Here is a 20,946-nt window from a genome sequence, read left to right as displayed (position 1 = left end):
CCCCCCTAGTACTCTACTCTTTCTTTTCTTAATAGTAGCTGTAATAGAACAACAGTAATAAGTGATAGAACAAGAATCATAACACCAATTGTTGCCCCGTAACCGAAGTTATACTGTGTGAAGGCTTGTTGGTATAAATAAGAACCCATCACGTGTGTGGAGTTGTTTGGTCCACCGCCAGTCATAACCTGTACAATGATAAATGACCCGTTTAATGTTGTAATTACAATATATAAAATCGAAATCTTAATTTGTGGCCAAATCAGTGGTAATGTTACTTTCCAAAACTGTTGCCATTCATTAGCTCCATCGATCTTGGCCGCTTCATAATAACTCTTCGATATGTTGGAGATACCGCCCATGAGTAGTAACATAAACAAGCCAATTCCTGCCCAAATTGAAGGGAGTACTAAACTTGGCAATGCCCAGGTTTCACTACCGAGCCACGGCCGAGTCCACTCTTCTAAGCCAATCATCTCCAGACCAGAGTTCACTAGACCTAAGTTAGGGTTATAGATAAACATCCATAGAATACCAATAACTACGACTGACATGATATTCGGAAAGAAGAAAACAATTCGATAAAACGGTGCTTCTTTAATTTTCAACTGTGTTAAGGCAACGGCAATAAACAACGCCATAATCATAATCCCGATGACTTTGGTTGCAACTAGAAAATAGTCATGCCAAATCGTCGCAGGGATTACCTCATCATTAAATAATTTAACGTAATTATCAAAACCTACGAATTCACGAGTGTTCGATGTTCCTGACCATTCAAAAAAGGAGTAATATAAGCCACTAAATAACGGATATAATGTAAAAATGCTAAACATAATAAAGGTCGGAACCAAACAAAACGCTAAAAATAAGTATTTTTGTTTCTTTGTTTGAACCATGTTTATCACTCTTTTCTTCAGTTTATGTTGTTATGTTTAAAGAAGATTGACGACGTCACCATCGCCAGGTTGAAAAGAGCCTCATCTTCGTTATGTAGAAATTGTATGGAATGTAGCGGGGCTACATTCCATACATTTGTTATTCCTGTCCTTCTCGATACTCAGCTGCTGCTTCTTCAGCTTCTTGAATAAATTCTTCTGCTGTTATGTTACCGAGTAATAATGATACGAGTGAGTCACTGATCGGTGTTTCAAGGTCAGCACTCATTGGATGCGGTTTATAGAAGATCTCAACTTGCTCTGGATCATTAATCATTTCGTTCGCTTGAATTAAATATTCTGGAACATTTTCGTTGTTCGCTAAGTCAACACCTTCTAAGTTCATAATCGCACCAGTATGCTCAGAGAATAACTCTGCATATTCACGTGTGAAGACAAACTCAACAAATGCTTTAGCCGCTTCAGGGTTTTCAGCCTCTTCAGCAATCGCAAGTGGTCTTAAGTCTGGGACAATCGCCATTGGTTCATCTTCTGGGTTCATTGGAGATGGAATGAAACCATACTGTAAATCTTCTGGCTTGTCGCCTTCCATCTCATTCGGTAACCAAAAACCAACTGGAATAAAGGCATTGTCACCAAGTAAGAAGTTCATTTGAGACTGTGTATGGTTAAGTGCACCTAGGCCAGAATCAACATAGCCTGCATCAACCATTTCTTCAACATTACTCATGATTTCTTCGGCTTCTTCTGTTTCCCAAGCACCTTCTGCACCTTGGACGATGTCAGCTAAAAGCTCGTTACCGCCGTGAGCTGCAAAGGCAGGGTACAACATACCACGTGAGAAGTAATAAGGGTGTTGTCCTGTCGTAACAAACGGTTCAATATCTTCGTTTTCCTGAATCTCACCCATTGTGCTCATGAAGCTTTCGAAACCTTTAGGTACTTCATAACCGTTCTCTTCAAAACGGTTCATATCATACCAAGTTCCCCATGCATCAAAGACTAATGGTAAGCTGTATAGTTCGCCGTCATATGTTGACGGTTCAGCTATAAAACTATCGACTAATGAAGAACCATCTTCAAGCTCAATGCCCTCAGCCCATTCAGTTAAATTCATTAGCTGATCGTCTTCAACCATTTGTGTTTCACTAGATCCTGCACCATCAATATAAACAACATCAGGTGGATCGCCAGAAACCCAGCGCGAACGCATTTCTTCGTTAATATTCGGTCCAGCGTGTTCTGTTACGCTCACATCTGGATATTCCTCTTCGAAGTCAGAAATCACTTCTTTCCACCAAGAATCACCATAACCACCAACGAAATATTGGATTTCTAATTCACCACTAATTTCGCCATCAGATGACCCTTCGTTACTGCTGTCTTCGCTGCTTCCTTCATCACTGGAAGACTCCTCTTCATCCGAGGATCCGCCTTCATCAACTGGTGCTTCATCTGGTGCACATGCATACATTAGCATTGCTAGAAGCATCAGCATTAACACAAGTCCAAATTGCTTTTTCAACAATCCATTCACTTGGTTCTCCCCCTTGTGATTAAAATTATTATTTGAAACGCATCTGAAATATTTATTTTAGATGCGACTTCATCCACTAATCATTGTTTCGCTAATTTAATAGCCTCTCGCACATAACCATCACTTTCATCTAATGCCTGATTGGCTGTTTCATAATCAACGCCGCCTTTTAACATGACAATAGCTGGCTTGACATGATTATTTGTTTTGGCCAATGTCTCCTCCGCCACTTCATAGGTGACTTCTGCAATATCCATAATGATTCGTTTCGCCCGGTCGCGTAATTTCACATTATTAGCTTGCACATCGACCATTAAGTTTTCATAGACTTTACCTAACTTAACCATCGTCGTTGTACTAATCATGTTAAGAATCATTTTATGAGCTGTCGCAGCTTTCATTCTGGTCGAACCAGTTAAAACTTCAGGTCCAACGACCACATCTAAGGTTTGATCCGTTAATTGACCAATTTCTGAACCCTCATTACACGTAAGCGCTACTGTAAATGCGCCTTGTTCCTTTGCATGTTTGACGGCACCAATCGGATAAGGCGTTCGCCCACTTGCTGTAATCCCTATAACTACATCTGATGGATTAATTTCTTTAACAGCTATGTCTTCTTTACCCTGACTTTCCTGATCTTCGGAGCCTTCTGATGCTTGGAAAAAGGCATCGACACCTCCAGCCATAATCGTTTGCACCATTTCAGGCGGTGTCATAAACGTTGGCTGGCATTCTGATGAGTCCAAGTAACCTAGGCGACCACTCGTTCCAGCTCCTACATATATTAATCGACCTCCTCGCAGTAATCGTTGGTAAATAGCTTCCACGACTTGATCGATGACCGGTAATACGGTTTCGATTGCTTGATGAATTTTAGCATCTTCTTGATGAATGGTTTTCAAAATGTCATATGTATTTTGCTTATCAAGATTCATGCTATTAGGGTTTCGCTGTTCAGTTGTTAATGAAGATAATTCCATGTAGCCCATTCCCTTACCATTGATTTAATAAAGCGCTTTCAAAGTTGTGATAATTGACTGAAAATTTATAATTATTATAACCCCATTAATTCCTTGTGTCAATAAAGTCTTTTGTTTTTGAAATAATATTTCAGATATAAGAAATAAAAGTTGCTGAATGTCTATCAAATGGATTCAACAACACGCTGTCACATTAATTAATAAAGCATGCTATAATAGACGCATTAAAAATTTGGAGTGAGGTTTGTGCTAGAAAGACTTAAGGTCATTTACCCTAATTTAACGAGTTTGCAAGAAATAGATTCGGATTATGTGACTTTTAACATAAGCGGCATTTTATATGGCATTCCTAACGAGGATATCAGTGATGAAGCCTATCATCTGATTAAAGCCTTAGCGGAAGAAGAACCACATAATCAGCACATTTGGCAACAGTATTTCGAAAACGTACGACCAGATCATCCATCATCACCAGGTTATTTTCGGTTTATTGCCTTTAAGCAAACGGCAGATGCCTTATCAGCTATTGAGGACGTTTTAAATAAATCTTTAATTATTCTTTTCAACCAACAAGGAATCACCATTGCGCTAGAATTATTAGACAATGGCGAAGAACCACTAGATTTCCATGACGTCATTGATGTCTTATCCAATGACTTGGACTTTAAAATGATGATCTTTCAAACTGATGTGCACGACAATCTCGAAGAAGGTCCGAATATCTATCAGTGGTTAAAACTTATAATCCCTACATTATTCCAGGACAACAAACAAGTTGTCATGAAACAAAATGATACCTTATTACCTTTTCTAACTGATTCATTAGATCGAGCAGGTCAACAATTTTTCAAACAAAGTATTTTACGTGATGCTATTGATGACGAGCCTCTACTTGAAACGATCGAAGCAGTTATAGAGCATCAGCTTAATGTGTCTTCGGTTGCCAAAGCACATTACATGCATCGAAATACCGTACAAAAACGTATCGATAAATTTAATGACTTGACTCAATTAGACATTAGACACTTCGATGACGCGCTAAAAGCTTATATCGCCATTAAATATTTATAAGTCTCTTTTAATATAAGAAATCGCTTCACGCGTTTCGTCAATGTATTGCACAGACTGCTCATATTGTTGCGCAGCTAGGCTCATAAATAACATATCAATGACATGTAGTTGTGCCATACGAGATGAGGTTGCTCCACTACGAAACGTTGCTTCACGTGCTGCCGAAGTATGTAGATTAATATCCGCTTGATCAGCCACTTTTGACTTGCCATATTTCGTCACACTAATCGTCTGAATGCCCTTCTGCCTCGCTAACCCAAGGACTTTGGCCACTTCTGCTGTCTCGCCTGAGAACGATAAACCAACGACCACATCGTTCTCGTCTTTGTTCGCAACCGTCGTCGCAGCCATATGTAAATCGGAAAATGAATGCACATGTTTATTAATTCTTACAAATTTTTGCGCGGCATCACTTGCAGCAATATATGAGGCTCCAAAGCCCACAAATGTAATCGACTCCGCATTGATAATCGCTTTTACCGCACGTTCCAATTCTTGCTTATCCAAAACATCAACCGACTCTTTAATCGTCTGAATCGTATTAGCGGTTACGGTATCAATGACGCTCGCAGTATCTTCATTCGGTTTAATGTCACGGTAATCGGTTGAGCCATTACCTTGTTGGAGATCACCTGCAACGCGTAGTTTTAATTCTTGAAAACTTTTAAAACCAATTGACTTACACATTCGAATGACGGCTGCACTACTTGTTTGACTGGCCTTACCTAATGAAGCTGCTGTCATTTGAATGGCTTCTTCAGGGTGCTGAATCATATAATCGGCAATTTTGCGTTCTGAATTAGGCAAAAAACCGACCATTTCCTTTAAAATCACCAAACCACCTTTTAATTCCGACACACGCCTCCATCCTTTCATTTAACGAATTTAACACAGATGTATTCCGTTGTTGAAATTGTGATCCGCTTTCGGTGGACGCTTTCGCCCATAGGGCACAAGTGCAACATCTGCTCAATCTCATTACGTTCGTTTTTCACAGTGTTTTCTATGCAGGGGCACGGCTCGAGCCAGGCTACTACATCGAACAAGCTTCTTTGGAACTTGCACCGAGGAAGCCTACTTCGAAGCGTTACGAGAAGACGCAGGTGCATCCCTCGGCCCAAAAAGCGTGGCCTTCGGGGTCTCGGGACACGTTCTGTTCCCACTGGAGTCGCCACCTTCGCTACTCACAATTCAACAACTAGTTAAGTATTACAATATAATAGTAGATTAAAATTTTAATTGAATAAACATTATTCAACTTCACTCACATAAACGGTTACATCGGGGTGATGATGTAAGACACTCGCGGGAAATTGTTCGTCAATCTTGCCTTCCATTAAACGATTAAACGCATGTTCTTTCCCTTGTCCACTAACCATTAAAATAATTTTCTTAGCTTCCATAATTGTCTGAATACCCATTGTTATGGCCTGAGTCGGTACATCGTCAATCGATCCAAAAAATCGAGCATTCGCTTGACGTGTCGTTTCAGCCAAATCAACGATATGTGTCCGTGAATGAAATGACGTCCCAGGTTCATTAAAACCAATATGTCCATTATGACCGAGTCCAAGAATTTGTAAATCAATCGAACCTTTTTCAGCGATTAATTGCTCATACCGATCACACTCAGTAGTTAAATCTTGCGCCTGACCATCAGGTATATGACTCTCTTTTACTGGAATTTCAGAAAATAAATGGCGCTCCATAAACGTTCGATAACTTTGCGGATGATTAGGAGAAACCCCTACATATTCATCTAAATTAAATGTTGTCACATGAGACCAATCGGGTTTGGAATGACGAATCGATTCATAAAACCCAACAGGAGTACTTCCAGTTGCTAAACCTAATACGGGATGCTCTTGCTCTTTAACAAATTCTTGCACATAATCAGCGACAGATTGACTCATCGTATCATAATGTTCAGTTCTAATCACGTTCATAGGCTTTCACACCTTTACAATAAGTTGCATACACCGTTAATTCACCATCAACTAAGACGAAATCAGCATCTTTACCAACAGCAATGCTGCCTTTCTCGTTCCAAACGCCGTACTGCTTAGCTGGATTGACTGAGGCCATCTGGATGACATCATGAATAGAAGCTCCAGCAACGTCCATCATACGTTTGACCGCTTCATTCATCATTAAAACACTACCAGCAAGCGTGCCATCACTTAATGTTGCTTGACCATTCGCGACAGTCACATCTTGCCCACCTAATGTATAAGTTCCATGGTCTAACCCTTTAGCTCGAATACTATCTGTGATTAGCGTGATCTTTTCAGGGCCTAACATGTCATAAAGTAACTTTAACATGGGGTCAACGACATGAATCCCGTCTGCTATAAGTTCACTTTGTAAATCATCAAGTAATGCAGCCGCACCCACTGCGCCAACTTCTCGATGATGAATGCCGTTCATTGCATTACATAAATGGGTTAATTGACTTAAACCATGCGTTCTTGCCAAGCGAATTGTTTGATAATCAGCATCAGTATGACCAGCTGAAGCGACAACGGCATGATCATTTAACAATCGCATGACGTCATTGGCGCCATCTAATTCTGGCGCTAGAGTCATAGTCTTCACCACACCTGATTCAAGCCATTTCCTTACCAATGTCACATCGGGCAAACGAATATGTTCTGCTGGTTGAGCGCCTTTTTTTTGTTCATTAATAAATGGTCCTTCAACGTGAGCCCCAAGAATCTCAGCTTCACCTTTGTTTTGGTCATAATCAGCGACCGTTTTTAATGCTTGTTCGATTTGGGAAGATTCACTTGTTAGCGTTGTCGGTAAAAAAGAAGTCGTTCCTTCTCGTGGTAAAGTTTGAGCCATCACCTTCAGCGCTTCACTCGTCCCATCCATGACATCAACACCATTGGCTCCATGAATATGCGTATCAATAAAACCTGGAAGCATGTTTAGTCCACGTCCATTAATGGCTTCTTCATCTTGAATTGCTTCCTCATGAACACCTATAATTTTACCATTTTGCACCTCAATCGAACCGTCTTCAATTGTTTCCTTTTCAAGAAAGATTCGCACATGATTGATGATCATAAAAAGACCACTACTTTCCGTCATGATTTAAACATATATTTTAAAATTTTTATTTTTTGATGTAATTTTATTTTAACATATCGTTTTTCATATTATAATAAATTCAAGAACTTTTCTAAAAATTATCCAGAGAGGTTACGATGTCTATGACATGGATTCAAGAGATTCGACACATTGTCGGCGAGGAGTATGTACAAACGAAGCAATCCTCTTTATTGTCGTACGCTTACGATGCGACGCCGAATTTTAATACTAAACCTGAGGCTGTGGTGGCCCCAGCAAGTGAGCAAGAAATTAAAGAAATCGTTACGGTTTGTGCTAACTATCAAATACCTATTGTGCCACGAGGATCTGGTACAAATTTAGCCGCGGGCACGACACCAACTCAGGGCGGAGTTGTTTTGCTATTCCATCGAATGAATCGGATTCTCGAACTCGATGAAGACAATTTAACTATCACCGTACAACCAGGTGTAATTACAGGGGATATTTGCGAGGCTGTTGAAGCCAAAGGGTTATTTTACCCGCCAGATCCTAGTTCGATGAAAATCTCGACAATTGGCGGTAACATTAATGAAAATTCCGGTGGCTTACGTGGCTTAAAATATGGTGTAACTAAGGATTACGTCCTCGGAGTTAATGCGGTTATCGCAAACGGAGATGTGATCCAAGCAGGTGGGAAAAACGTTAAAGATGTCGCGGGATATGACTTGACCAGTTTATTCGTAGGATCTGAAGGAACTTTAGGAATCATTACAGAAGCAACACTCAAGCTCGTTCCATTGCCTGAGTCGAAACAAACATTATTAGCTTCTTTCGATTCGATCGAGCGCGCGGCTGAAACCGTTTCCAAAGTGATTGCTAATAAATTAACGCCTGCAACATTAGAATTCATTGATCGAGCGACGATTCAAGCCGTTGAAGATTACACGCACGTCGGTTTACCAACAGATGCTGAAGCAGTGTTGCTGATTGAACAAGACGGACCGCCATCTATTTGCGAACATGATATTCAACTCATCCAAAGCATTGCGATCGAACACGAGGCCATCTCGACTCAAATCGCTGAAACAGAAGAACGAGCGACTGAATTACGAGAAGCAAGGCGCAGTGCACTATCAGCCTTAGCCAAACGGAGTCCAACGACGATCTTAGAAGATGCGACTGTCCCCCGTTCTGAAATCGCGACGATGGTCAAAGCAATTGAGGCGATTGCCTTAGAGCATGACGTCAAGATTGCGACATTCGGCCACGCGGGTGATGGCAACTTACATCCTACTTGCATGACGGATTTACGTGACAAAGACGAATGGGAGCGCGTTGAAGCTGCATTCGCCGCCATTTTCCGAAAAGCGATCGACTTAGGGGGTACCATCACAGGTGAACACGGCGTTGGCGAAATGAAATCACCTTACTTAGCTTGGAAAGTTGGTGATGAAGGGATCCAGCTTATGAATCAGATTAAACATGCTTTCGATCCCGATCAAATTATGAATCCAGGCAAAATATTTCACCGTTCAGGAGGTGAGGTCGATGAATGAAGCGATCACTCAAGCCTTTCAGGAACGAATTAGTGAAGATGATTTACTCAATTGTATGAAGTGTGGCTTTTGTCTACCAGCATGTCCGACCTATGTCGAGACCCAAGATGAAGTCCACTCGCCTCGCGGTCGGATTTCACTCATGATGGCGGTTCGAGACGGGGAGATTGATGATGTTCATGAAGTCGAGGAATCGCTGAATGTTTGCTTAGGATGCCGAGCTTGTGAACCAGCTTGCCCAGCTGGTGTCAATTACGGGGAAATGTTAGAAGAAGCACGAGCGATTTTTTACGAACATAAAGATGTTCCGCTTCAAGAAAAAGCTTTACGCAAAACGACATTGAATATGCTTTTTACCGATCAAGAGAAGATGGGTAAAGCCACGAGTTTATTACGGTTTTACCAACGTTCTGGCTTACAAAAAACAGCACGAAAATTAAAAGTCATGAACTTTTTCCCTGACCATATGCAACAAATGGAACGCGTCTTACCCGACGTACCGAAACGCTCGAAACAGTATCGTGAAGTTACTTTTCCAAGTGAAACGGCTCATACAAAAGCAACTGCTGCTATGTTCAAAGGATGCCTGATGGATACACTATTTCACAAGACAAATCAGTCTACGATTACGTTGTTAAATCGAGCAGGTTGCGATGTCGTCGTGCCTGATACACAGGGTTGTTGCGGAGCCTTACACGGTCATAGCGGGGAAAAAGCGGGTGCTAAAGAATTGGCGAAGCAAAATATTCAGGCATTCGAACAAGCAGACGTCGATTATATCATTACCAATGCTGGCGGTTGTGGCGCATTTTTACATGATTATGATCATCTATTAAAAAACGATCCTGAATGGGCCGAGCGAGCAAAAGCCTTCACCGATAAAATTGTTGATTTTTCGACCGTCTTAATGAAACTTGATTTTGCGAATGAAATGCCTTTAAACATTGATCAGCAAATCATCACCTATCAAGATTCGTGTCACTTACGGAATGTGTTAGGCGTTGCCGATGCACCGCGAAAGCTTATCCAAGCGATCGAAGGCGCTCACTATATTGAAATGCCACACGCCGACCAATGTTGTGGGTCAGCAGGCATTTATAATTTGACCCAACCTGACATGTCGATGCAAATTTTAGATCATAAAATGGAAAACGTCGACACAACACGGGCAACCACGATCGTGACGACGAATCCAGGCTGTTTATTACAAATGAAACTTGGCATCGAACGAACCGAACAAACAGACACGATGCACGCTGTTCATTTAGCCGATCTATTATTAGAAGCCATATCGACTGATGGATGATTTGAATTCCGCTTGAACCGTTACACCAGCATCTTGTAAAGCCGCAACGACAGCGCCGACAACAGGTTCACGTTCGAGCATTTTAACAGGTGCAGACAATTGATGATTAAGTATTGTTGGTAAAACATCACGTCGTTTAAATACGCCACCAGCTAAGACGACTTCTTGATTATGTTTGAAATGACGGTTTAACATCGTCTGCACCGACAACGTAAGATCATCGGCAGCTTGCTGAATTAAACGAATCGCTAAAGCATCCCCTTCATCATAAGCTTGAAACACTGGGCGCGTTAATTTAGCGATCGATTCACGGGGACTCGGTGATTCATAAATATACGGGATTAAATCTGGCACGTTTTGAATTTGGGTATGAACTAAAATATGTCTTGTGATCACATCTGCTTCCATTTTACCATCATAAGCTTGAAAAATAGCTTCTAAAGCAGACTGGCCGATCGCATAGCCACTTCCTTCATCACCAAATAGATAGCCCCAACCACCAATTCGAGCGGTTTCGCCAGTTTCATTTAGACCAAACGTAATCGAGCCTGTCCCCGAAATCTGAACAATACCAGGTTCGCCTAATGTTTCGGCGTATAAAGCATTAATCGCATCATTATCCACTCGAATCGGAAAATCTGGCGCAGCTTCAGCTAAGACCGTCTCAACAAGGTGACTTTTTTCAGAATCGCCAGAACCAGACATACCTGCAAAGCCTCGAGCAATCTTATTAAAAGCTGTCGGATCTTCATTATGTAAGTTAGTCATTAAGGTGGTGATTGTTTCTTTTAATTGTGCACGACTCACGGCATTCGGATTCGTTGGCCCAACAGTTGCCGAAGCATATACATGTCCCGCCTCATCCGCAACTAAAGCCTGTGTTCCTGTGCCGCCTCCATCAATACCTAATACGATGGTCATGCTGTGAACCTCCCTGTTTTATATAACAATGTGCACATAAATCATGCCACAATAGTGTGCATATTGTCTATTCTTTATGAAAGCGTTTTATTTTACAATAGTCTTATAGAAAGGATGAGTCAAATGGCAGATTTAAAGTTACATAACATTAATAAGTATTATGACAAAAATGTACACGCCGTAAAAGATATCAACCTAGACATTGACGACAAAGAGTTTGTTGTACTCGTTGGCCCTTCTGGTTGTGGTAAGTCTACAACATTACGGATGATTGCAGGCCTTGAAGAAATTACAGAAGGCGACTTAATGATTGATGGTGAGCGTAAAAACAACGTTCCCCCGAAAAACCGTGATATCGCGATGGTCTTCCAAAACTACGCACTTTACCCGCATATGAGCGTTTATGACAACATCGCATTCGGATTAAAATTGCGTAAGTTTAAGAAAGATGAAATTAAACAGAAGGTACATGATGCTGCGAAAATCCTTGGTTTGGAAGACTTTCTTGATCGTAAACCGAAGGCATTATCAGGTGGTCAGCGTCAACGTGTCGCACTTGGTCGCGCGATCGTACGTGATGCTAAAGTCTTCTTAATGGACGAACCTTTATCTAACTTGGATGCGAAATTACGTGTCCAAATGCGTACTGAAATCCAAAAGCTTCATCAGCGCTTACAAACAACGACGATTTATGTCACTCACGACCAAACGGAAGCGATGACAATGGCAACTCGCCTTGTCGTCATGAAAGATGGCATTGTCCAACAAGTCGGAACACCAAAAGAAGTATTCGATTTCCCTGATAACGTCTTCGTCGGAGGATTTATTGGATCACCAGCGATGAACTTCTTCTCAGGTCACATTGAAGACGGTTCATTCAAAATTGGCGATTCCGTTTCACTAGAAATTCCAGAAGGTCGCATGAAAATCTTACGTGAAAAAGATTATGTCGGTAAAGATGCTATCTTAGGTATTCGCCCTGAAGACATGTACGACGAACCTGTCTTCATAGAACATTCCCCTGGTTCAACCTTCACGACGAATGTTGAAGTCGCTGAACTCATGGGCTCAGAATCCTATCTATACTCTAAACTCGACGATCAAGATTTCATCGCTCGCGTCGACGCCCGCTCAGAAGTAAATGCCGGCGACGATATTAAACTAGCAATCGATATGAACAAAGTCCACTTTTTTGATAACGAAACTGAAGAGCGGATTAAATAGTTTTGAGCCTCTGCGTTGATGAGACGCGGGGGCTTATTTATATTGAGAATTCACGCAGTCGTTGATATATTTCAGGAATTCGTCCACTCGCTCATATATTTCAGCGGACGATGGTAAATGAACGCAACTCAATGATAAATCGTAAATGGCGATGATATTTGGTCAACACTCGATGATATTTCGCGTCATCCCGATGGTAAACCACTATAACTCGATGATAAACTCCCTATCCAAATAGTAAAATCATCGATTCACAATGGAAAATTGACTTAAACACTGATAAAACACATTTAAAAGACACACACCTTTTTTCTAAAATCACAATCCGAATTAATTTAGATTAATCCTTTAATAGATTCACTTCACCTCTCCCACCCCCTTCAAACCAATTCGTTAATGTCACCGATTAAAAACATGACATATTATCTATTTTTCAATATTTCTAATAACAAAATTTCAAAACATCTTCTTATTTCCATTCATTTTGTCCTAAATTACTGTAGAAAACATCCGCCTAACCTATAACTTTATACTCAAAATACTAATTTACAGCCACCGCACTTCTATTTGACACTAAATTGTCACAATGTTAATCTTATTCTGAATTTTAAGTTCATCATTATTGAAAGGTGGTGAAACAAAATTTTATATCAATTTTGAAAGCGCTTTCTATCTCTCGCCTATATCTACACTTGTTTATCCTCGCAGAAAAACACATAAGCTACATTTGTAACACAAAACATATTTTGAGGTGGTGCTAACGTGAACCATGCGCGGAAATGGTTAATTGCAACTGTTATCGTCATGTTTGTCTTATCGAATGTTGGATTAAGTATGCAAAGTCAAACGGTCAAAGCACAAGATCAACCTACTCCTCAAGATCTCATCCTCTTAGAAAATGTTCCTGAAGCAAATGCCACAATTAACTCTGACCAATTTCAACTATCAGCTTTAAACGTCTATGATGATGGCCATTTCAAGCAAGTATCAGAAGGTATTGAATGGTCGTCCACAAATAAAAATGTGGCCACTGTTAACGACAATGGCGAGGTCACCCTTACCGGACAAAACGGGAGAACGTTTATTAAAGTAACCAATGGCGACTATGAAGATCGAATTGCTGTCGATTATAAAGTTAAGTCTGGTAAAAAGGGTCCTGGAAAACCTGACTCAGAGCCTTCTTTAGTGAAAGAACAAGGCGATCGATATGATATGATTCAGCACGCTTTAGACGAACTATCAATCGAAGAAAAGTTAGGACAAATGTTAATGCCTGATTTTCGTAACTATGACGGTGAAGCCGTAACGGAAATGCTTCCAGAAATCGAACAGCTTGTAAAAGAGTATCATTTAGGTGGTGTGATTTTATTTGCTGAAAACGTGCAAGGGACAGAACAAACGGCACGCTTGGTCCATGATTATCAACAAGCCTCCGAGAAATTCGGCTTAATGATGACGATTGACCAAGAAGGTGGCATTGTCACACGTCTACAGTCAGGCACTGATTTTCCTGGCAATATGGCACTCGGCGCAACGCGTTCTGAAGATATGGCTTATGACGTCGGTCAAGCTATTGGACGCGAAATCGGATCACTTGGAATCAATACAAATTTCGCACCAGTCATGGATGTGAATAATAACCCAGATAACCCCGTTATTGGTGTGCGTTCATTCGGTGGAGATCCTGATTTAGTCGCTGATTTAGGCATCGCTTATACAGAAGGGCTACAATCGACTGGTGTTGCAGCCACGGCTAAACACTTCCCAGGTCACGGGGATACGGATGTCGATTCACATTTAGGCTTACCAGAAGTCCCACATGACCGCGAACGCTTAGAAGAAGTTGAGCTAGCACCTTTCCAACAAGCGATGGAAGCTGGCGTAGACATGATCATGACAGCACACGTAACCTTCCCACAGATCGACAACACGAAAGTAACGTCTCGAAAAACGGGTGAAGAGGTCACATTACCAGCTACACTTTCTCACAAAGTTTTAACAGAATTAATGCGTGAGGATATGGGCTATGACGGCATTATTACGACAGATGCCATGAACATGAATGCGATTACGGACCATTTCGGCACAGTAGATGCAGCAATTCGTGCTGTCAAAGCTGGTAGTGACATCGTGTTAATGCCAGTAGGCTTAGAAGAAGTCGCTGATGGTTTATTAACGGCAATCGATGATGGTGAAATTGCCGAAGAAAGGATCGAATCCTCAGTTGAACGTATTTTAAGTTTGAAAATCGAACGCGGTATTATTAGACAGGAAAATCCTACACCGATTGAGGATAAAATTGCTAACGCAACGGAAATCGTAGGTGCAGATGAGCATCAACAACTTGAACAAGAAGTAGCTAACCAATCCATTACGATGGTTAAAAATGAAAACGATGCGCTTCCACTAAGTGAGGACAGTCAAGGAGAAATCGTTGTCGTTGGTGATACGTTTGTTAATGATTTAGGCAATGCAATCTCCAAATACAACGACCAAACGACTGTGATCGAAACATCAGGCAATTTATCCGAAAGCAACCAAGAAACAATAGCCAATGCAGATGCTGTCATTGCTGGCTCTTACACCTATAACGTGAATGGCAGATCACCAGATAATCCTGTTATGTCCATGATCGATTCACTGGATAGCATGACCGATGCCCCTGTCATTTCAGTCGGTATTCGGAACCCGTACGACATTATGGCTTACCCTAATGTAGATGGTTATTTAACACAATATGGCTTTAACGAAGCAAGTTTTGATGCAACAGCAGCGACCATCTTCGGTGAAAACGAACCAACAGGACAATTACCAGTGACGATCCCTACACTTGACGATGGTGTCTTATATGAGTTCGGACACGGGTTGAATTACTAATCCATTTGATTCTTAAAAAAATTTAGAGGAGGAATTTTTCATGAGAAAGTGGATCATCGGGCTAATGGCTTTTGCGCTAACATTAACAACTGTGACCGTTATAACGGCAGATCCAGGCAATGGTAATGGACAAGCAAAAGGCCATGCCAAACAATTCGAACTAGGTGTTGAGCAATTATTAGAAGAGGAAAAAGATTTAATCGAAGGAAAAGATGTTGGTTTAATTACAAATCCAACAGGTGTCGACTCTGAACTTAACAGTATTGTCGATACACTACACAATGATCCTGATGTGAACTTAACAGCCTTATACGGACCAGAGCACGGCGTTCGTGGCAGTGCCCAAGCAGGCGAATATGTTGAATATTACATTGATGAGAAAACAGGCCTTCCTGTATACAGTCTTTATGGTGAAACTAGAAAACCAACTCCTGAAATGTTAGAAGACGTCGATACGTTACTTTTTGACATTCAAGACGTTGGAACACGCTTCTATACCTACATTTACACAATGGCTAATGCGATGGAAGCAGCGGCAGAAAATGATGTTGAATTCGTCGTTTTAGACCGTCCTAACCCAATTAATGGCGAAGATGTCGCTGGACCAGTCTTAGATGAAGAATTTTCTTCATTCGTTGGCGAATATGAAATTCCACTGCGCCATGGGATGACAGTTGGTGAACTAGCAAAATTATTTAATAACGAGTTTGATATCAACGCTGACTTAAAAGTCGTTGAAATGGATAGTTGGAAACGTTATATGTATTACGATGATACGAACCTAGACTTTGTTGCACCATCACCAAACATGCCAACCACTGATACAACAGTCGTTTACCCAGGTGCCGCATTAATCGAAGGGACAAACGTATCTGAAGGTCGTGGTACGACAAAACCATTTGAGTTAATTGGTGCACCATTTATTGATTCGAATGAATTAGCAACACACTTAAACGAACAAGATTTACCTGGAGTGACATTTAGAGCAGCGTCCTTTACTCCAACCTTCTCAAAACATGCGGGTGATTTATCACACGGCATAGAAATTCATGTAACAGACCAAGATGAGTATAAATCCATCAAAACAGGATTGCATATTGTAAAAGCCATTCATGATTTATACCCAGAAGGCTTCTCTTTCCGTTCTGATGGATTCTTTGATAACTTGATCGGTAACGGTTGGGTACAAGAATCGATTGAAAATGGTGAATCAGTTGATTCGATTATTGAACAATGGCAAGGTGATTTAGATGAGTTTAAAGAAGTTCGTGAACAATATTTAATCTATTAATTAAGTCTATTTATATGCTGAACAACCCCCTTTAATTCAACAATATAAAGCTTCTATTGAGAAAACGATCTCGAGATAACTCGGGATCGTTTTTTACTAATAAAGTGAAAACCCGCCCCAATCCGTTGTTGATCTTGGGATTCACTTAGCTAACTTGTTATTAATACCTTCACCTATCGCATCAAAAATTCCTTTTTGTTTCATCCTCTTTTTCAAAGATCACCGTTTCGATGATAAAATAAGCGTTTTCGCTGAAAGCCTGTTCATTTTTGCTGATAACAAATCGAACATCGCCGAAATAGGTACAATGTGATACAAATTTATCATACTACATTTTCTAATCTTCCCTACTATTTTATCAAACTTTTCTGAATAAATACTATCTCATAACATATTATTTCGTTATAATAGAATTAATTTAAACTGCAGATTTTTAGGGGAGTGTTCTTATGGCAGAATTTACTGGTGGCGAAGTTGTTGCCAAGATGCTCAGTCAGGAAAATGTTGAAACCGTTTTCGGAATTATTGACGGGACCTATTTTGGGTTCTATTCAAATTTAGAACCGAATGGCATTCAACTCATCACCCCTCGTCATGAGACGAGCGCCGCCCATATGGCGGGAGCCTATGCACGATCTTCCGGAAAACTTGGCGTCTGTATGGCAAGTAATGGCCCAGGCGTTGCTAATATTTTACCAGGACTAGTCGTCGAACAAGGCGAAGGCAACCGTGTCCTTGTGATTACGAGTTCAAGGCGGACAGGCATTATGTACCCTGATCGTGGCGGGACGTATCAGTGCTTCGACCAAACAGGAACGATTAAACAAATCGCTAAGTGGAGTGAAGCCGTCCCATCGTTTGACCGGATTCCAGAGCTCATGCGAACAGCCTTACGTGAATGTTACAACGGGCGCCCAGGTGTCGTTCACTTAGATATTCCTGAAAACATTTTGAACTCATCTTTTAAATCAACCCTTAATCTCCAACAACCACATCAATACCGACTCACCGAGAATCCTTCACCTTCAGACAATCAAGTCAAACAAGCCGCTAACCTATTAGCCGAAGCGAAATTTCCAATTATTCATGCTGGGAGTGGTGTCATTCATGCTCAAGCGTATGACGTTTTAGAAACGGTCGCGAAACAGCTACAAGCGATGGTGACAACAAGCTGGGCTGGTCGCGGGGCTATGCGTGAAAGTAGTCCACTAACCATGCCGATGACCCATATCGAGACGAACAACCAAATTCGGAACGAAGCGGATTTAGTTTTAGTATTGGGATCCCGTGTTGGCGAAACGGATTGGTGGGGTAAAGCGCCTTATTGGAACCCCGATCAAACCATGATTCAAGTCGACCTTGACCCGTCTACTATTGGCCGAAATAAACCGGTTGAACTCGGCATTCAGGCAGACATTAATATTTTTCTAGAAAAGCTATCAGATACTTTACAAGATTATATTCCAAAAGCGGCACTTAAACGACGTCAATCAACGATCAAAAAGTACGTCCAAGCGTGTAAAAAATACCGTAAGAAACTGAATGAAAAACTAGAAGAACGCGATGCACCCATGAACCCAGCTCATGTATCAGCGATGGCTCAAGACGTTTTCTCTAGACAAGTACCTGTCGTGGCAGATGGTGGTAATACGACGATTTGGGCGAATTTCTTCACATCGATTGAAAAACCCGGCGGCATCTACTCTACTTTTAAATTTGGCATGCTCGGCGCCGGTGTCGCTCAGGCCTTAGGTGTCGCTGCTACCAATCCAGAAGAGCCTGTACTCTGTGTTATCGGTGACGGAGCAATGGGCTTTCATCCACAGGAAATCGAAACGGCAGTTCGTAATAATTTAAACGTGATCTACTTGGTCGTCTGTGATAAACAGTGGGGTATGGTGAAAATCAATCAAAACATTGCGCTCAGACCTGTTAAGACACTGGTCAAAAAATCGCTCGATGACCATGAAAATATTAATTCTGATTTAGGGGAAATCGCGTTTGATCAAATGGCCCAAAGCATGGGTGCGCATGGCGAACGAGTGTCAGATCCTCATGCCTTACGCGAAGCTCTTAAACGGGCGAAACAACTGAACCAATGTACAGTGATTCACTGTGATGTCGACCCAGTTAAGCATATGTGGGCACCAGGATTGAAGTATTTTAAAGATATGCATGACGAGCCAAAGGGGAAATAAATCATGGGCATAGATGAAGTCCAACTTAATTTCAATGAATCAACATTGTTTCTTATGAATGTCTTAATTGGATTCATCATGTTCGGCGTGGCACTCGATTTAACGGTTCAAGATTTTAAAAGAACGTTAAAATCACCAAGACCTTTTATTATCGGGTTAACGGCGCAATTTATTCTATTACCAGCATTCACCTTCCTACTCGTCTTATTATTACAACCAAGACCAAGCATTGCGCTGGGTATGTTCTTAGTGGCTGCCTGTCCAGGCGGGAATCTATCAAATTTCCTCGCTCATCTCAGTAAAGGCCGGACGACACTATCGATTAGTATGTCAGCTGTTTCAACGCTTTTAGCTATTATCATGACCCCCCTTAATACATTGATGTGGGGGTCATTTTATGGGCCGACGAACGATTTATTACGGTCTTTTATGATTAGTCCGGCTGATTTAATCACCACGATCGTGATTTTGCTTGGAATCCCGCTGACACTAGGGATGCTGGTGAATAAACGGTTTCCTGAATGGTCAAAGAAAGCTAGTAAATGGATGAAGCGCTTTTCGATCGGCTTTTTCATACTATTCGTAATCGGAGCCTTAGCCAATAACTTCGAGTACTTTATTGATTATGTCGGTATGGTCGTCTTTGCGGTGTTCTTACACAACTTACTGGCAATTATCATTGGTTACAGTTCTGCGCGGTCATTTGGTTTACCTGAACGAGACCGACGCGCGATTGCGATAGAAATCAGCATCCAAAACTCGGGGCTCGGGCTAATTCTAGTTTTTAATTTTTTCGGAGGACTTGGTGGTATGGCGATCGTCGCCGCTTGGTGGTCCATCTTGCACATTATTGCTGGTTTAACGATTGCTAGTTTTTGGTCACGAAGACCGCCTGCAGCAGAAAGTGAGGGTAATGCCGCATGAATATTTTAATCACAGGAGCAATGGGCTATTTAGGTAGTCAAATCGTGAAACGTTTAATGACGGAGCGCAATGACTGCCATGTGATTGCGACAGATATTAAGTTAGAGCCTGACTTTGAGTTGACTGATTCTATTACGTACGAACAAGTCGACGTTCGCTCTTCTGAATTGCAACAGTTATTCGAACGCTATCACGTCGATACGGTGATTCACTTAGCGACGATTGTCACACCAGGCAAAAAAAGCGACCGCTCATTCGAATATTCCGTAGACGTCGAAGGTACGCGGAATGTAATCGAAGCTTGTGTCGCAACAAATGTAAAGCGACTGATTGTATCATCAAGTGGCGCTGCGTACGGCTATCATGCCGACAATGTGAATTGGATCTCTGAAGATGAACCGATTCGAGGAAACGGAGCCTTTGCTTACGCCTATCACAAACGACTTGTCGAAGAAATGCTCGCCGACTACCACGAGTCTAATCAAGAACTTGAACAAATCATTTTCCGGATCGGGACCATTCTCGGTGAAAATGTCGATAACCAAATTACCGACCTTTTTAAGAAACCTTACATACTAGGCGTAAAAGGTTCAAAAAGTCCGTTCGTATTTATTTGGGATCAAGATGTTGTATCATGCTTTATTCGAGCTATTGATTCGGATCAAACCGGGATTTACAACATCGCCGGTGATGGTGCTTTAACCATTGACGAAATCGCAGAACAATTAGGTAAAAGCGTCATCCGCCTCCCCGCTTCACTTTTAAGATTTGGCTTAGCTGGACTCAAAAAATTACGCCTAACACAATACGGCCCAGAACAACTCGACTTCTTGCGCTACCGTCCTGTGTTAGATAATACGAAAATGAAAAAAGAATTTGGTTTCGTGCCTAGTTATACGTCAGCGCAAGTGTTTCAGAGGTTTGTAGCACAGAAACAGGAAGAATGAGCGTTCTCAATCCTAAATAAGCGGGTGACTCGATGATAAATGAGAGGCACTCGATGGTATTTTGGATAGAGTCCATATAATTGTGTAAAAAGGGTCATTTTCCTCTCCACATGGTACAATGTTTTCAACCACAAAAACGATTACCAGGAGGAGAGTAT

General features: G+C 41.3%; 16 protein-coding genes. 9 read left to right on the top strand and 7 right to left on the bottom strand.

Features of this window, described 5'->3' with window-relative positions; genetic code table 11:
* Positions 1-5 precede the first annotated feature (5 nt).
* The 3 genes from J2S77_RS13910 to murQ all read right to left on the bottom strand — a co-directional run bounded on the left by J2S77_RS13910 (position 6) and on the right by murQ (position 3,419).
* A complete protein-coding gene (locus J2S77_RS13910; RefSeq protein WP_306978332.1) occupies positions 6-899 on the bottom strand; it encodes a carbohydrate ABC transporter permease in 894 nt (297 codons plus the stop codon).
* 139 nt (positions 900-1,038) lie between these two features.
* Complete coding sequence (locus J2S77_RS13905; RefSeq protein WP_370871861.1) at positions 1,039-2,397, bottom strand: ABC transporter substrate-binding protein; 1,359 nt, start codon at positions 2,395-2,397, stop codon at positions 1,039-1,041.
* 119 nt (positions 2,398-2,516) lie between these two features.
* Positions 2,517-3,419: an N-acetylmuramic acid 6-phosphate etherase gene (gene murQ / locus J2S77_RS13900; protein WP_306978329.1), complete on the bottom strand. Its 903-nt coding sequence runs from the start codon at positions 3,417-3,419 to the stop codon at positions 2,517-2,519.
* Between the two features lie 246 nt (positions 3,420-3,665).
* Between murQ and J2S77_RS13895 the strand changes: the two genes are divergently transcribed.
* Complete coding sequence (locus J2S77_RS13895; protein WP_306978327.1) at positions 3,666-4,490, top strand: helix-turn-helix domain-containing protein; 825 nt, start codon at positions 3,666-3,668, stop codon at positions 4,488-4,490.
* Here J2S77_RS13895 and J2S77_RS13890 read toward each other — a convergent pair.
* The 3 genes from J2S77_RS13890 to nagA form a co-directional block, all read right to left on the bottom strand.
* A complete protein-coding gene (locus tag J2S77_RS13890) occupies positions 4,485-5,348 on the bottom strand; it encodes a MurR/RpiR family transcriptional regulator (protein ID WP_306978325.1) in 864 nt (287 codons plus the stop codon). The two genes, J2S77_RS13895 and J2S77_RS13890, sit on opposite strands and share 6 nt — an antisense overlap.
* Positions 5,349-5,740: 392 nt before the next feature.
* On the bottom strand, positions 5,741-6,436 hold the full coding sequence (gene nagB / locus J2S77_RS13885; protein ID WP_306978323.1) for a glucosamine-6-phosphate deaminase: 696 nt from the start codon (positions 6,434-6,436) through the stop codon (positions 5,741-5,743).
* Positions 6,423-7,559, bottom strand: coding sequence for an N-acetylglucosamine-6-phosphate deacetylase (nagA, locus tag J2S77_RS13880; RefSeq protein WP_306978321.1), 1,137 nt, complete (start codon positions 7,557-7,559; stop codon positions 6,423-6,425). The genes nagB and nagA overlap by 14 nt, the downstream gene beginning before the upstream one ends.
* A 140-nt stretch (positions 7,560-7,699) precedes the next feature.
* Here nagA and J2S77_RS13875 point away from each other — a divergent pair, with 140 nt between their 5' ends.
* Both J2S77_RS13875 and J2S77_RS13870 read left to right on the top strand, forming a co-directional pair.
* The gene (locus J2S77_RS13875) at positions 7,700-9,100 is read left to right on the top strand and encodes an FAD-linked oxidase C-terminal domain-containing protein (protein WP_370871859.1); all 1,401 of its coding nucleotides are present in this window, start codon (positions 7,700-7,702) and stop codon (positions 9,098-9,100) included.
* On the top strand, positions 9,093-10,406 hold the full coding sequence (locus J2S77_RS13870; protein ID WP_306978319.1) for a (Fe-S)-binding protein: 1,314 nt from the start codon (positions 9,093-9,095) through the stop codon (positions 10,404-10,406). Before J2S77_RS13875 ends, J2S77_RS13870 begins: the two co-directional genes overlap by 8 nt.
* Here J2S77_RS13870 and J2S77_RS13865 read toward each other — a convergent pair.
* Entirely contained in the window at positions 10,380-11,327 is a 948-nt protein-coding gene (locus J2S77_RS13865; RefSeq protein WP_306978318.1) for an N-acetylglucosamine kinase, read from the bottom strand. The two genes, J2S77_RS13870 and J2S77_RS13865, sit on opposite strands and share 27 nt — an antisense overlap.
* Before the next feature lie 123 nt (positions 11,328-11,450).
* On the opposite strand from J2S77_RS13865, the gene J2S77_RS13860 reads away from it, so the two are divergent.
* The 6 genes from J2S77_RS13860 (at position 11,451) to J2S77_RS13835 (ending at position 20,788) form a co-directional block, all read left to right on the top strand.
* Positions 11,451-12,551, top strand: a complete 1,101-nt coding sequence (locus tag J2S77_RS13860; protein ID WP_306978317.1) for an ABC transporter ATP-binding protein — start codon at positions 11,451-11,453, stop codon at positions 12,549-12,551.
* An 804-nt stretch (positions 12,552-13,355) separates the two neighbouring features.
* Positions 13,356-15,428 (top strand): glycoside hydrolase family 3 protein, encoded by a 2,073-nt coding sequence (locus J2S77_RS13855; RefSeq protein WP_370871860.1) that lies wholly within the window; start codon positions 13,356-13,358, stop codon positions 15,426-15,428.
* 40 nt (positions 15,429-15,468) lie between these two features.
* Complete coding sequence (locus J2S77_RS13850) at positions 15,469-16,719, top strand: exo-beta-N-acetylmuramidase NamZ family protein (protein WP_306978316.1); 1,251 nt, start codon at positions 15,469-15,471, stop codon at positions 16,717-16,719.
* Between the two features lie 449 nt (positions 16,720-17,168).
* Positions 17,169-18,917: a thiamine pyrophosphate-binding protein gene (locus J2S77_RS13845; protein WP_306978315.1), complete on the top strand. Its 1,749-nt coding sequence runs from the start codon at positions 17,169-17,171 to the stop codon at positions 18,915-18,917.
* A gap of 3 nt (positions 18,918-18,920) precedes the next feature.
* Entirely contained in the window at positions 18,921-19,841 is a 921-nt protein-coding gene (locus J2S77_RS13840) for a bile acid:sodium symporter family protein (protein ID WP_306978314.1), read from the top strand.
* Entirely contained in the window at positions 19,838-20,788 is a 951-nt protein-coding gene (locus J2S77_RS13835) for an SDR family oxidoreductase (protein WP_306978312.1), read from the top strand. Before J2S77_RS13840 ends, J2S77_RS13835 begins: the two co-directional genes overlap by 4 nt.
* Positions 20,789-20,946 lie beyond the last annotated feature (158 nt).

The organism is Alkalibacillus salilacus (genome assembly GCF_030812915.1).
GTDB lineage: Bacteria > Bacillota > Bacilli > Bacillales > Alkalibacillaceae > Alkalibacillus > Alkalibacillus salilacus.
Note: the sequence above shows the minus strand (reverse complement) of the source record. Positions and strands in the feature narration are given on the sequence as shown.